Here is a 14,962-nt window from a genome sequence, read left to right on the forward strand (position 1 = left end):
GCGGAGGTCGGACGCGTTGCTAGAGATGGCACTTAAAAAGCAGATGCGCGCCTAGTCGCAAATTCTTGCTTTCACCGATAACATGAGGTCTTACGCAAGACGAAAACATGGCGTGCGTTTAACCTGGGGGTAGGATGCACCTAAAGAAGCTAGCCTTGCGCAATTTTCGACGTCTGCGCAACGTCGTAATTGATCTCGCTTCGGACATCTCGATTTTTGTCGGCGCGAATAACAGTGGAAAGACGTCTGTCGGCCATGCGCTGCAGCTCTTCACTGAGCGGGGAAAATTCAGCGTCCATGATTTCAGCGCTGATCAGTGGTCGCAGATCGTGGCGTACGGCGAGGGTGATGCCAATGCGGCCCTGCCAACGATCGAGGCCGATATCTGGTTTGAGATCAATGCTGACGACATCCACCGGGTGGTTGATCTGCTGCCCAGCCTGGCATGGGAAGGTTCGCTGGTGGGGATGCGGGTGGTGTTCGCACCCATCGATTCCGAGGCGACCCGCGCGCGGTATGCCGAGGCGCGGCGACGTGCACTCGAGGCTGTTGCGGGCGGAGAGGGTCTCGAATTCGATCCCTCGCCGCGCAATTTGCGGGACTATCTGCGCGACCGGTTGAACGACGAATATGCGCTTCGCCACTACGTGCTCGACCCCATCCGGTTTGACGCGAACATGGTCGCGCAGCAGGATTATGCCCCGGTGCCTCTCACCGGGCGTGATCGCAGCGGGCGCGACATTCTCAATGGCCTGCTGCGCATCGACTTCCTCCATGCGCAGCGGCATCTTGCTGACGCGCCGGGCAGCGCGCGGGCCGAGACCCTCTCGCGCGTGCTGAGCCGCTTCTATGAACGCAACCTCGAGCAGAAGGGCGAGGATCTTGTGGCGCTGCGGGCGCTCGCCGAGTCTGAGGTCTCGCTGAACCAGCATCTCGAGCGGGTGTTTGAGCCGACCCTGCAGCGTCTGGCGCAACTCGGTTATCCCGGTCTCAGCAATCCGCGGCTCGTGATCCGCTCGGCGCTCGATCCGGCGTCCATCATGAGCAGCCCGCACGGCGCGCGGGTGCACTATGCGCTTGGCCCGGACGACGGTGCACCGGAGCCGCCGACGCTGCCCGACAGCTACAACGGTCTCGGCTTCAAGAACCTGATCTTCATGGTGGTCGAACTCCTTGACCTTCATGCCCAATGGCTTGCGATCGAGGATAACAGGCCGCCTGTGCACCTCATCTTCATTGAGGAGCCTGAAGCCCATCTGCACGCCCAGCTTCAGCAGGCCTTCATCCGCAAGGTGATGTCCATCCTCGCCTTGGGCATGGAGGATCGTACACACTACACAAGCCAGGTCGTCGTCACGACCCATTCGACGCACATTCTGTACGAGCGCGGTTTCCGGCCAATTCGCTACTTCCGCCGCAGCCGCGCCGAGCATGTTTCGACCTCGACCGTGCTGAACATGTCGGTGTTCTACGACGCTACCGACCAGGATGTCCGGACGTTCCTCGAGCGCTATCTCAAACTTACCCACTGCGACCTGTTCTTCGCAGACGGCGCGGTGCTCGTGGAAGGCAATGTCGAACGGCTGCTGCTGCCCCAGATGATCGCCAATTCGGCGCCGCGTCTGCAGTCGACATATCTGACTGTTCTCGAGATCGGCGGCGCCTTCGGCTATCGCTTTCAGGCATTGATCGAGTTCCTCGGGCTCACGACACTCATCATCACGGACCTGGACAGCGTCTTCGGGCCACCGGCGCCCGCTGCTGACGTCGAAGAGAACGGCGCGAACGCCATGGCCCCGGTGGAGGCGGGGGATCAAGGGGCTGAGCCCGAGGAAGAGGATGACGACGAGGACGCTGAAGCCGGCGCGGAAGGCAAGCCCGGCAAGGTATGCATCGCGGGTCATCCCGGCGCTATGACCTCGAACCAGACCCTTCAGCAATGGTTGCCGAAATGCGGCACGGTGGCCATGCTTTGGGAGGCGACAGACGACCAGAAGACTCAGGCACGGAGCGAGCACAGCGAGGCGATCGTGCGCGTCGCCTATCAATGCCGCACCAACGTGACCTGGGCAGGTGAGACACAAGCTTTGGCCGGTCGCACGCTCGAAGAGGCATTCGCCCTCGAGAATCTCGCCTGGTGCCAGGATATCGCGCGTAAGCCGCTGCAGCTTCGCATCGCCAGGCCGGACAACAAGGACTTGACTGAGCTAACCCGACGCATTCATCGGCGGGTCCAGGCGAAGAGCTTCAACAAGACCGATTTTGCCCTGGCTCTGTTGGCCGAGGACCCGATGCAATGGTTGGTACCGGCCTATATCGCTGAAGGGCTGCGCTGGCTCGAGGGCGAGATCGCCCCGCCGGCTGAGCCCGATGACGACGGTCACGGGCAGCAGGCGGTTGGTGATCCAGTCATCGCCGTGGTGGTGGCATGACGAGCCGCATCGGTAGTCCCGACACTCAGGCCGACATCGATGTCCGCGACTGTCTCGCTCAAGTGCCGCCGCGCTCATTCGTGATGGTGGCAGGCGCGGGGTCGGGAAAGACCACATCGCTGATCAAGGCGCTCGCGCATCTCGGCGAAACGCGCGGAAAGGCGCTGCGGCGCGCGGGCCAGCAGATCGCCTGCATCACTTACACTGAAGTCGCGGTTGGTGAGATCTCCGCAGACGTCGGTATGACCCCGCTATTTCATATCTCGACCATCCATAGCTTCCTGTGGTCGGTCGTTCGCGCGTTCCAGTCAGACATCGCTGCCTGGGTCGTCAGCCGTATTGAGGAGAAGATCGCCGAGAAGCGCGTTCATTACGACAGACCTGGTACACGGGCCGCGACCAAGACGAAGCTTGATCAGGAGATCGCCAGCCTCGATGCCGAACGCGAGGAGGTCGGTCGGGTCGAGAAATTCATCTACGGAACGGGCAGCCGGTACTCCGAGGGCATTCTCGGCCACGATGACATCCTCAAATTGACCCCGGCCTGCATCGAGAGGCATCCTTTGCTACGCGAGATCGTGGCGCGGAGGTTTCCCTATATTTTCGTCGACGAGAGTCAGGACACACAACCTGTTGTTATCGAAGCGCTTCGGCAGATCGCCGGCGAGCACCCCCTCTGCGTCGGTTTCTTCGGCGATCCGATGCAGAAGATCTACGGGCACGGAGCCGGTGCGATCGAGCCGCTACCCGGCTGGGCCGAGATAACCAAGCCGGAAAACTTTCGCTGTCCGACCTCGGTCCTGAGCGTGATCAACGCGGTGCGTGGGGCGGGCGACCGTCTCGTCCAGACTCGTGGACGCACGGTGACCGTCGATGGGCAGGAGCAGTCCGTGGTCGGCACGGTCAACGTATTCATTCTGCCAAGCGATGATCATAGGACTGCACGTCTCGGTGCAGTACGGGCATGGCTGGCCGCGCAGACTGGCGACGATCGGTGGACCAGCGACCTGCGCGACGGCGATGTCCGGTTGCTGGTGCTTGTGCATCGCATGGCCGCCAGGCGGCTCGGCTTTGCTGCGCTTTATGCGGCGCTAAACGATCGTGCGCCGCAGAGCCTGAGTGAAGGCATTGCCGACGGTTCAGCTTGGCCGCTCCGGCCGTTCGTTCAGCAACTGTTGCCGCTGATCGTCGCATCGCGTGCAAATGACCAGTTCACGATCATCTCGATCCTCCGTGCAGACAGTCCCTGCCTGGAAGCAGAACGGTTACGCGGGCAGGCCGTGGCTCCTGTCCTCGCTGCTCTTCAGCACGCAATCGGGCAACTTGCGATACTGCTGGCCGACGGATCAGTGGCGACGGTCCGCGACGTCCTGCGGCACGTCCGGGGCACCGAACTGATGGCGCTCGACGACCGCTTCGCCGCACACCTCATGGATGATCCGGTCGACGACGGGTCGGCAGGATTTGGCAACGTTGCCGCGTTTCTTGAATGCAATGTCGGCGAACTCTGGGCGCATCGGAGATATATCCTCGAAGAGTCGCCATTCGCGACCCATCATGGCGTCAAGGGCGCGGAGTTCGAGCGCGTGCTCGTGGTACTTGACGACGAGGAGGCCTCTTACAACCAGTACTCCTACGGCAAATATCTCGGCTATACGCCCCTCTCCGACACCGACGAAGCGAATATCGACGAGGGGAAGGAGTCGGTGCTCGACCGAACGAGGCGGCTATTTTATGTTTGCTGCTCGCGTGCGGTGAAGGACCTGGCCGTCGTGCTGTTCGCCGCTGACGTGGCGGCGGCACGCGCCGCCGTGGTCGAGGCCAGGTTGTTTTCGGACGTTTCGCTTCATGGAGTGGAGCAGCTCGGTTAAATCGCGAGACCGGTCGATAGCTTGCAGCGCTTGCTGGCGATGGTGCTTTTCGCCAGAACGGTATCAAACACATATGCAACGCTTGCGCTAATCGCAGTCACCGAACGACTACAGCATCATTCCATGCAGCGGGGAAACGTGTGTCGAAAGAGAACATCGAACGAATCCACAAGATTGTGAAGCGGATCCGCGCACGCGGGGTAGCGACCAAGGATGAGCTGATGGCCGAACTCGAGGTCTCGCCGGCGACGCTGAAGCGTGATTTCGACATCTTACGCGACCGGTTGGGCTGCCTTCTTGTGTGGGACAAGCACAAGGGCGGATATGTGATTGAAGACGGCCAGCTTTTCGGCGGTGGTATTTTTGAGTTGCCGGGCGTCTGGTTCGATGCCTCGGAACTGTATGCGCTGCTGTCGGTGATTCATTTGCTGGACGGGGTGCAGCCCGGGTTGCTTGAAGAGCATATTGGCCCGCTGAAGAAGCGACTCCGTGACATGTTGGGACAGGGGAACCATACGGCTACGTCAATCGAGCAAAGGGTCAAGATCGTCCATCTCGCAACTCGCAAGCTAGACGGCACAAGATTCCAGACGCTCGCGGCCGCAGTTCTGGAGCGTAAACGACTAATCATCGAGTAATGGAGTCGCGCGAAGCTCGAGGCGACCGAACGGGAGATCTCGCCGGTTCAGCTTGTGCATTATCGTGATAACTGGTTCCTCGACGCATGGTGTCACTCGCGTGATGCCCTGCGCACTTTCTCGCTGGAATCAATCAAAACCGCATCGATCCTCGACGTGCCCGCGGTCGACGTAGATGAATCCGTTGTCACTGACCACTTCAAGGGTGGCTACGGCATCTTCGCGGGCGCCCCTCTGCACCGGGCGAAACTAAAATTCTCTGCGCAGCGCGCGCAGTGGGTTGCGCAGGAAACCTGGCACGAGCAACAGTCGGGCAGTTGGCTTGACGATGGAAGCTATCTGCTCGAAGTGCCGTATTCGAGTGATCACGAATTAGTCATGGATGTTCTTCGGCATGGGGAACACGTCGAAGTACTCGATCCACCGGAGCTGCGTCAAAAGATATGCGAAATCTTGTGCGCTGCCGTACAAAAATATGGAGACTGCTGGGGGTAGTGGCTCATTCTGTGAGCCACTCGTTCCGTATCATCGTCATCAGACACGTTCCACGAGCCTAGTAGATGGTCAACACGGACCGACCTGGCAATTTGAGGACTCCAAAAGCTTCTCAAGCCGCTTTTATGACCGCCGTAAATAATGCGTCACAGGCGGCGCTGCGGGGCACGCTGTGCAGCCTGGATGAAACTGCGTGGCGATTTCTCCCGCGACCATTGCTTGTCATAACGTGATTTTCGGAAGCGCCAGTCTCTGTTGTCATCGATTTGGCCCATATCCAATATGCCGCGGTGTTTGCTGATCGAAGGAGAAAAGACATGCAGTCTGTTGTCGATAATGCAGCGCTGTTCCGTCACGTAACTGCGGATAAGGCACTTCTTTACCGGAACATCCTCGACTTGTTCGCTGCCGCGAAAAGGCAATATCGATTGCAGTTGCGCCCAGACGAGGTGCTTTTCGAGGCAGCATGGGCTAGCGGTGTGCCGAGGATTGAGGACGTCAACGCGGCACTAGTGCAGCTCACGGAGTGGGGCAATCTTCAATCGCAGCCGGATACTGCTCGCGTTTCAAGTTTGAGTGACTTCTATAGGGCCCGATTTCTTTACCGCCTCTCGGCTGGTGGTGAAGCTATCGAAACAGCGCTCGTGGCGTTCAGCAACAGCCTTCGTAGGCGTGCCGAACTGCAGTCAGTTGCGCTCGAGGATATCGCGTCTCGGCTCAGCATGTTGAAAGCCCTGCTCGATACGCACGGTGATATAGACGTGCCAAAGGTGCATGAGGTGTTGCGCGACCTCGTACAGGTGTTCGAAAAGCTCGCCGACAATGCGCAGGCCTTCATGGCCGGGGTTGCAAGAACTCTGGAATTGCAACAGGCCGAAGCGGCTGCTGTGGCGGCATACAAGAGGCGCCTCATTGACTATCTTGAGCGTTTCCTTGGCGATTTGGTACGCCGGTCCGACGGCATCTCTTCCCTGATTTTGCAGATTGCCCCGCGCATCAATGCAGCGTTGCAGCACGTGGCAGAGCGGGAAGCGAAGGATGCAGCGCCTGGCGACGAGCTTGAGGCTTCTCAGGAACGAGTGCGGCGATGGCGCGAATGGCTCGATCACTGGAAAGGGTTGCGCGGCTGGTTCCTTCCCGGCGAGCATAGTCGTCCACAAGTCGAACTGCTCAGAGACAAAGCGCGCACGGCAATCCCTCAACTATTGCAGGCGATCGCAGCGATCAATGACCGCCGAAGTGGTCGCAGCGACCGATCGGCTGACTTTCGGGTACTTGCCGGCTGGTTTGCAGCATGTGAGACCGAGGACGACGCGCACCGGATGGCGCGCGCGACGTTCGCGCTGAATCCGGCGAGGCATTTTGTCATGAATCCGGACCTGGACGCTGACCTTCCAGCAAACACGCCGTGGGCCGAAGCGCCGCCCGTCGAAATTAGCCCACGCCTTCGTGAATACGGGGAGATGGCACCGCGAGGACCGCTCCCGAAAATTCGCAGCCGCGCTGCTGAGCGAGAGATGCTGTCGTCTCTGTTCGCGGAAGAGTTTCGGCAGGTCGAGGCAGCTAGGCAACGGCTGGCAACTGGCCGGCCGATGCGATTGTCAGAACTGGGCGAGCTTGACCCGGCCGCCTTCGGCCTGTTTCTCGGACTCTTGGGAGAAGCGCTAGGCGAGCAGAAAAACCCCGAGGTTCCGGTCGAACGGCTTACGGGAGATGGACTATTGCTGGTACGTCTCGAGCCGCTGGCGAGTGATTCCAAAGCTGAAGTTCGCACCCCAGACGGTGTTTTTAGCGGCCGAGATCATCTCTTGACCATAACGGAGGTTGGCCTGCAATGACTACTTCACCTCGCGAGACGCGTAGCGCGTCGGATAGCAGGCAAATTGGGGAATTGCAGGCACGCCAGCAACGGGAAGATTTCCAGAACGGGCTGCGTGCGATCCTGATGCGACCTTTGCTTGGCTCGGCACATCCCGGATTCGCGTCTGTTCGGCGGCAGGCGGACAAACTCCGCGAATGGTTCGCGCGCGAAACCGGGTGGTCCCTCGTCGTAGAGCGTGAGGGTGCGAGGTTGTACAAGCGACCTTCTAACACAAATGACCCCACGCGGGGGCTGCCTGCTTTCGACCGGCGACGCTATGTCCTGCTTTGTCTTGCGTGCGCTGTACTGGAGCGGACAGATTCGCAGACGACCCTGCGTGAGCTTGGCGAGCGGGTAATGGAATTAGCAGCGGACACTACCATTACTGGGCGGGGCTTCTCATTTGCGCTTGCAAGCGCCTCCGAACGTCGGGAACTTGTTGCTGTTTGCCGACTGCTGCTGGATTTGGGGGTCCTGACGCGCGTTGCCGGAGACGAGGATGACTTCGTTCATTCTCAAGCTGGTTCCGAAGCAGATGCACTCTACGACGTTCAACCCAGGGCGCTATCCGGAATGCTTGCCGCCGCTCGCGGACCGTCTACATGGATTGCTGGGCAGGCCCCGGTCAGCCTGGATGAGAGATTGCACGCACTGGTGACGGAGCACGTGCCGGAAAACGAAGATGGACGACGGACTGCGATTCGCCATGCCTTGTCACGACGCCTTCTCGACGACCCGGTTGTTTACCTCGATTCGCTTCGGGCCGAAGAGTTGAATTATTTCGGCAATCAGCGTGGCCCGATGGCGACCCGGTTGTGCGATGCCACGGGCCTCGTGGCGGAGCAGCGTGCCGAAGGGCTTGCTTTGACGGATGACGGTACTTTGACGGACATCGCGATGCCGGCTGAAGGGACAGAAGGGCACGTCACGTTGCTTGTCGCTGAATACCTTGCAACCCGCTTCAGAGAAGGCCAAACGGCGGGCATCACGACTGTCGCTGCCGTCACTGCATTCATTCGCGAAGCAACGGACCTCCACGGGAGGTATTGGCGCAAGTCTGCGCGAGAGCCCGGCGCGGAAGCTGAACTGGCGGCGATTGCACTGGGACGGCTAAGCTGCCTGCATCTTGTCGAGTGCGTCGACGGAGCTGTTCGTCCACTGCCCGCTATTTCGCGCTTCGCCATCGGTGAAACCGACGTGAGGCAATCGAGACGCGGTTCCGAACCGCCGCAAATTGGAGCAGTTGAAAATGAGTGAAGACGATCTCTTCCAGAAATCTGTTCCTGCGATCCGAGCCGAGCTACCTGAGCCGGTGCTTGAGAGATGGCAGCCATTGCGTCTCGGGGTCGTCGAGTTGTTTCACTACGACATGGAAGAGTTCTGGTTTCACGACGGCCGATTGCTGTTCCGTGGCAATAACGGAACCGGGAAATCAAAGGTTCTGTCGCTCACGTTGCCATTTCTTTTTGACGCAAACCTGCGCTCCAGTCGAGTCGAACCCGATGGCGACAGCGGTAAGAAAATGTCATGGAACTTGCTGGTTGGAGGATACAAACGCCGAATTGGTTACACATGGATCGAGTTCGGTCGACGCGACTGCGAGGGACGTTTGTACTATGTGACGCTTGGTGCGGGACTCTCCGCTGTAGAAGGAAAACCCAATGTCGAAGCATGGTTTTTTATCCTCGCGAATGGTGAGAATAATGGCTCAAGAATCAGCCAGGATTTCCAGCTCGTTAGCCAGCAAGGAAATACGCTGACGCGAGAGCGACTTCGCGAATCCATTGAAGGTCACGGCAAGCTCTTTGACAATGCCACGCTATATCGGCGTGCGGTCGACGAGAAGCTCTTTAGTCTCGGCGAAAAGCGCTACGACGCCCTGATGGACACGTTGATCCAGTTGCGCCAGCCACAGCTTTCACGCAAACCGGACGAAGCGGGGCTTTCGCATGCGCTCACGGAGGCGCTCCCGCCGATGCCAGCTGATATGCTGACCGATATCGCGGATTCCTTGAACCAGCTCGAAGAAGACCGTCAGCAGCTTGATGACATCAAGGCGCTGCACAAAGCTGTGGACAGCTTCAACACCGACTACGAGCGTTACGCATGCATCCAGAGCCGTCGCCAGGCGCGGGTTCTGCGTCAGGCGCAGACGGAGTTCGATAACGCTAGTGCGTCGCGAAACGCTGAGCACGCTGCACTGGACACAGCAATTGAGGTTGAAGCGGGTGCGGCGAAAGCGTTCGAGGATGCAGAGAGTCAGGTAAATGCAGAACGGGCCAGACAGGAGACGCTGCGGTCGAATCCGACCATGCAGGACGCCAACCGGTTGCAAAATGCGAAGGGGGACTACGAGCGCCGGTTGCGAGCCCTTGCGTCAGAAGAAAAAGCAAGTGAGGTGAATCAAAGGCGGCTTCGCGACGAGACTGCCCGAACGCAAGATTATGTGGCAAAGGTCCGTTCAATCGAGCGCATGTTCACTGATGCCAGAAACGATTGCGCGCCGTACGCTCTCAAGGCAGGCGTTGCGTCTGAATTTACTGACAATCCGCTGACCAAGGGGACGCCTGAAAAGGTAGGCTCGCTTGCCGACGTAGAATTTGACGCAGCGGCATTAGATCTCAGAAACGCCACCGCCGCTCGTCGCGAAGCGATCGCGACGCTTAGGCAACGTGGACGCGCTGCGGAGCAGGCCGATATGCGTTTGAAGGAGATTCAACGCGCGGTCGATGACGTGAAAGAAGAGATGGTCGAGGCTGCGGCGCGGCGTGCCGAAGCTGACATGGAAGCAGAGCAGGTGGGGCAGACGCTCATTGACGCCTGGACCGCGCACTCGGAAAAGCTGGTCCAGCTCGCATGGGACGCGCATCCGCACATCCTTGCATTGGCTGAGTGGGTAGCGAAGCCGGATGCCCAGAACCCGGCGAAAGCCGGTCTTGAGCTCGCGCATCGGCAACGTCAATCACAGTTTGCATCCGACGAGGCATCGCTCATCGAGCAGCGCAAGGTGTATGAGCGACAAGCTACGGAGCTACAGGTAGAGCGCGACGAATTGAGCGCTGGACGCGACGCGATGCCTCCTGCACCTTACATGCGCGGCGAGCAGACCCGGGCAGAGTCTGAGGGTGCCGCGTTCTATCGGCTGGTAGATTTCAGGAAACATGTCGATGATGCACAGCGCGCAGGCATTGAGGCCGCGTTGGAAGCTTCGGGCCTCCTGGATGCCTGGGTCACCGCTGATGGTGTTGTCCAGGCCAAAGATGGGCAGCCGTGGCTCGATACGCATTGGGCGTCTCGGCCTGCTGTTGTGCGGAGTCTCGCGGACTGGTTGCAGCCCGATTGTCCAGTCGATGGCCCCATTTCTGGTGATGTCATTCACCGCTTGCTGTCAGGCGTAGCATGCGCCAAAGACGAAACAACGATCGATGCTGAAAGTGAAACCTGGGTGTCACCGTCCGGAAAATTCCGGCTTGGCTCGTTGTCTGGCCGGGGGAGCAAGGCACAGGCGGTGTACATTGGGCAGCGCGCACGCGCGGAGGCGCGAGCGCGGCGTCTTGAGGCTATCCGAGCCGAACTTCAAAGGTTAGACGTATGTCTGCAAAACGTCCTAGTGGCCTTTGAGACGCTCGCTGCCGATCGACGACAGGCCGACTTGGATCTGTCAACGGCACCGGCTGAAACGGAATTCTTCAACGCCCTACAGGCCGTATCGGTCGCGACGCAGACGCTGCAAGCAGCACGCGCTCGTCTGGACAGGGCTGAAGTACAGTGTCGTGACGCAGAGCAGGCATGGCACGCGGCGATGGACCGGTTGCGGAGAGACGCTGCCGATCTCCGTCTTCCGACCGATGAGCTCGCACTGGCAAGCGTTGAAGAGGCCCTGGTTTATTGCATCGACAAACATCACGATATCGTCAGTTTGGCACGCGACTACCGGCGTGCGCAGCCCGATCTCGCGGTGCAGGAAACACGCGAACGCGACGCGCAACTGCAGCATTCGGAATCGTTGGAACGATGGGGCGAAGCGCGGGCGGAAGCTCAGGAAGCCGCCGTTCGGTTCGAGACGCTTCGCGACACGATAGGAACTGAAGTAGCGAATCTCCTGGTCAAACTCGACGCAGCAAAGGAGAGCGTGGCGGCGGCAGAGTTCGCTTTGACCACTGCTAACGACGCGCGTCGCACTGCTGGCGAACGTCGCGCGACCGCTGCGGAGCGCGCGAAGAGCGCTCAAATCGTACTCGATGACCAGATAGGGGCACGAACGCGCGCGGTTGTCCAGTTGCAACATTTCGCCGCAAGCAGTCTGCTTTCCTCTGCGTTGCCACGGCTCGGTCTTCCCGACGTCTCAACGGCGTGGACAATTGAGGCGGCGTTAACAGTCGCACGCCGCATCGAGCAGGAACTCGTCGACGTCGCCGACGATGAGAACAGCTGGACACGGGTGCAGAAGCGTGTCAGCGAAGATCTGATGGACCTTCAACGCACCTTGGGCAGCTTAGGTCATCAGGCTGTTGCCGAGACAAGCGACTGGGGGCTTATCGTTTACGTAATCTTTCACGGTAAGCAGGATCGACCGGACCAACTTGCAGCGCGGCTTGCAGACGAGATCGCCCAACGGGGAGAGCTACTGTCCGTCCACGAGCGCGCAGTCCTCGAGAATCACCTTCAGGCCGAAATTGCCACGGAGATACAACGGATGCTTCGGGCAGCTGAGACACACGTCAATGCCGTCAACAAAGAACTGGAAAAGCGGCCTACGTCGACCGGTGTCAGATACAGGTTGCTCTGGCAACCGTTGACCGAACTCGAAGGTGCTCCTGTTGGCCTTGATGTTGCGCGCGAACGTCTTCTGAACACGAGCGCAGACCTGTGGTCGATGGAGGATCGGCGGGTGGTCGGCAATATGTTGCACCTACAGATTAAGGCGGAGCGCGATCGGGCAGATTTCGCTGTGCTGCCGGGCGAGAGTGACAACGCCGGTAGCTTGTTCGATCAGCTTTCGCGTGCGCTCGACTATCGCCGGTGGCACCGTTTCCGGGTTGAGCGTCTGCAGGCAGGCCAGTGGAAAAAGCTCAGTGGTCCCGCTTCCAGTGGTGAGCGCGCGTTGGGTTTGACTGTCCCGCTGTTTGCCGCGATTGCCAGCTTCTATGGTCAGAGTACCAATCCCCACGCACCGAGGCTGATGTTGCTCGATGAGGCGTTTGCGGGCATCGACGACCCCGCTCGTGCACATTGCATGGGGCTCATCAGGGAGTTCGATCTGGACTTCGTTATTACGAGCGAACGTGAATGGGCCTGTTACGCTACTTTACCAGGAGTAGCCATCTGCCACTTGCAGCGGCGTGAAGGCGTCGACGCGGTATTTGTATCCAGATGGATCTGGGATGGTAAGGCCCGACGCCGTGGGCCTGAGCCAGAAAGACTTATTGGGTAACGATGCCAGCATGGATTTGACAGCGATGAACGACAACGAAGACATGCGGCTACAGAACCTGTTAGGGGGCGAAGCACTTATCCGGCTTCGACAGCGGATGCGGGCACGCTATGCGCGTCTTTCCCTTGAGCAATCTCCGTCGATCGTCAAGCTGACAGGGTTGCAGCCGCACGAGTACGAGGCGTTAGCGCTGTTGAGCGGGAAAGCGGTCAGCAATTCGCGATCGATTACGCTCGATGTCGTCGCGGTCGACACCGCGCTAAGGTCGAGTGGTGTTGCGGCGTCTCTCAGGGAAGCATTGGAGCGCCTGGATGGACCTATTCTTTCTGCGCTTGCGCAAGCTGAGAGTGAGGCGCGTTGGATTGAGCTGCAAAAAGCAGAAGACGACTCAAGAATAGTGGAGTTCCTTACGTCTCCCAGTTCGCTCGGTCTGCTCAAGCGGCTATCGAGGAGGGACCTGCAGGTCGCACGGCGCCTGCTTCAGAGGGCGTCCGCCGTGCTTTCGCGTTTGCCTGCATCCGGAATCCCGCGAGCGCAGCTTGCTGCTGAGGTTCTTGGTGACGCGCACAGTCTCGATAACGGGCAGGCAGTCGCAACACTGGTCTTGTCCATATGCCGTCGCCGTCAGAAGGCTGTCGAGTCGGATGACGGCGATTCGCCGTTCAACAAGGCGGATGCGGGCCAACCCGACGAATCCTCGCGTGAGATCTGGGCGCAACAGGGCGTCTTTGTCAACGAACTGGCCAGGCCCGCTTTATTCATGAACGTTCCGGTGCGAGCCGTGCGCCAACCGGGACGCTTCGGTGAGCCATCGTACATGTCGCTGCGATCGCTGGTAAGAAGCCCACCGGCGTGGGCGGTAAAAGATCGCATGGTTTACGTCTGCGAAAACCCCGAGGTCGTAACAATTGCGGCAGATCGATTGGGTAGGGCGTGTGCACCGCTTATTTGCACAGACGGGATGCCCGCGGCCGCGCAGCGCGTTTTGCTCAATCAACTGGTGGGCGCGGGCGCCCAGCTTGTGTATCACGGCGACTTTGATTGGGCTGGCTTGTCAATTGCCAATTTTGTTCGGCGAAAGTGGGTCGCGTCATCTTGGCATTTTAATGCGGAAGACTATGAGTTGGCCGCTTCACGGCGAAGTGAGGACGATGTTCGAGATCTGTCGGGTGCGCCAGTGATTGCATCATGGGATCCAGTGCTAACTGAGGCAATGTCTTGTCGTGGTTTTTCGATTGCGGAAGAAGCGGTAGTTGAAACCCTTTTACAAGATCTATGTCGCGCGCGATAGGCGCGATAATGTCACGACATCGAAACAGTAGTGTGTCGCCAGACTTCGCTCACCATGGATCGCAGCCGCTGCAGCAAGACTCGATGTAACCCTTTGACTGGCAGACGAGCCCCTCAGCACCGGCCAGTTCCGTGATTACTGCTTGCACAAGATAGTGGAAATTGCTGGGACGAACTCAATTCACGACTTCGACGGTACCGGCTGACGGTATCGATGTTTGCGGGCGTTTTGCCATTCGTGATACCGTCAGTCAGTGACAGGGGAGCGTTTTGGGGGGGCGACGTATGGCTCGCTTGACCGATATGTCGACGTCAATAGACCGACTCAGACAGGCGGCCTACAGCAACGGAATTTTTTTGTGCTGTGACGGCGTCCTTAATGCAAGCCGCTAGGATTGGACGTGCAACGGTACGCTTTACGGTACCATGTTTGCACGGATCGTCCCGAGCCCCCGCTGGCATTGGCCCGAAAGGCTCAATTGACAACCGAGTGGGAGTGAGCTTCACCGGCAAGATGGTCCACACGTTCGACGTACGTCTGCAGAACACGCCCGACACGCACGATGGTCGTGTCGAGACGCTGTTATTCAATATCTGATCGCATTATCACGCGATGCAAACGCCCGGCAGGAGGACTCCTGTCGGGCGTTGTTTTTTGCGTGACGAACGGGCCGTCATCTGTTTGACGATAATGGACGTTCCCCTATCGGCATACCTGTCATGCTGCTGTGACCCAACTTGCGCTACCAGGATTCGAGCCGCCCCAACTGGCTCTGAAACATCGCTTGCTGTTTGTCGCGATGCCCGATCCAGAGTAAGCGTTCGATCTGTACCGTCGCCACGTTCCGCGTAGAAGATGCAATCATTGGCCGCAACGGGCACGAGTGACCGACAGTGTCCACAAACTGGGGAGAATGGACACAGTGTCTCAGACAGTCGAA

At 59.2% G+C, this 14,962-nt stretch carries 7 protein-coding genes and 1 pseudogene; all 8 read left to right on the plus strand.

Translation table 11 applies throughout. The features are described 5' to 3' along the window. Positions 1-134: 134 nt before the first annotated feature. The 8 genes and pseudogenes from AABE10_RS29355 (at position 135) to AABE10_RS29390 (ending at position 14,022) form a co-directional block, all read left to right on the plus strand. Entirely contained in the window at positions 135-2,432 is a 2,298-nt protein-coding gene (locus tag AABE10_RS29355; RefSeq protein WP_342936695.1) for an ATP-dependent endonuclease, read from the plus strand. Next, positions 2,429-4,303, plus strand: coding sequence for an ATP-dependent helicase (locus AABE10_RS29360; protein WP_342936696.1), 1,875 nt, complete (start codon positions 2,429-2,431; stop codon positions 4,301-4,303). Before AABE10_RS29355 ends, AABE10_RS29360 begins: the two co-directional genes overlap by 4 nt. Before the next feature lie 140 nt (positions 4,304-4,443). After that, a complete protein-coding gene (locus tag AABE10_RS29365; RefSeq protein ID WP_342936697.1) occupies positions 4,444-4,941 on the plus strand; it encodes a helix-turn-helix transcriptional regulator in 498 nt (165 codons plus the stop codon). Positions 4,942-4,971: 30 nt separating this feature from the next. Next, a pseudogene (locus AABE10_RS29370) lies at positions 4,972-5,436 on the plus strand (helix-turn-helix transcriptional regulator); the annotation flags it as partial. Positions 5,437-5,753: 317 nt separating this feature from the next. Next, positions 5,754-7,274, plus strand: coding sequence for a TIGR02677 family protein (locus AABE10_RS29375; protein ID WP_342936698.1), 1,521 nt, complete (start codon positions 5,754-5,756; stop codon positions 7,272-7,274). Next, positions 7,271-8,554 carry a TIGR02678 family protein gene (locus AABE10_RS29380; RefSeq protein ID WP_342936699.1) on the plus strand — a complete coding sequence of 428 codons (1,284 nt, stop codon included), beginning with the start codon at positions 7,271-7,273 and terminating at the stop codon, positions 8,552-8,554. Before AABE10_RS29375 ends, AABE10_RS29380 begins: the two co-directional genes overlap by 4 nt. Continuing rightward, positions 8,547-12,731 (plus strand): TIGR02680 family protein, encoded by a 4,185-nt coding sequence (locus AABE10_RS29385; RefSeq protein WP_342936700.1) that lies wholly within the window; start codon positions 8,547-8,549, stop codon positions 12,729-12,731. Before AABE10_RS29380 ends, AABE10_RS29385 begins: the two co-directional genes overlap by 8 nt. 25 nt (positions 12,732-12,756) lie before the next feature. Beyond that, positions 12,757-14,022, plus strand: coding sequence for a TIGR02679 family protein (locus AABE10_RS29390; RefSeq protein ID WP_342936701.1), 1,266 nt, complete (start codon positions 12,757-12,759; stop codon positions 14,020-14,022). Positions 14,023-14,962: the final 940 nt, after the last annotated feature.

It is taken from the genome of Paraburkholderia diazotrophica (assembly GCF_038900755.1).
Lineage (GTDB): Bacteria > Pseudomonadota > Gammaproteobacteria > Burkholderiales > Burkholderiaceae > Paraburkholderia > Paraburkholderia diazotrophica_A.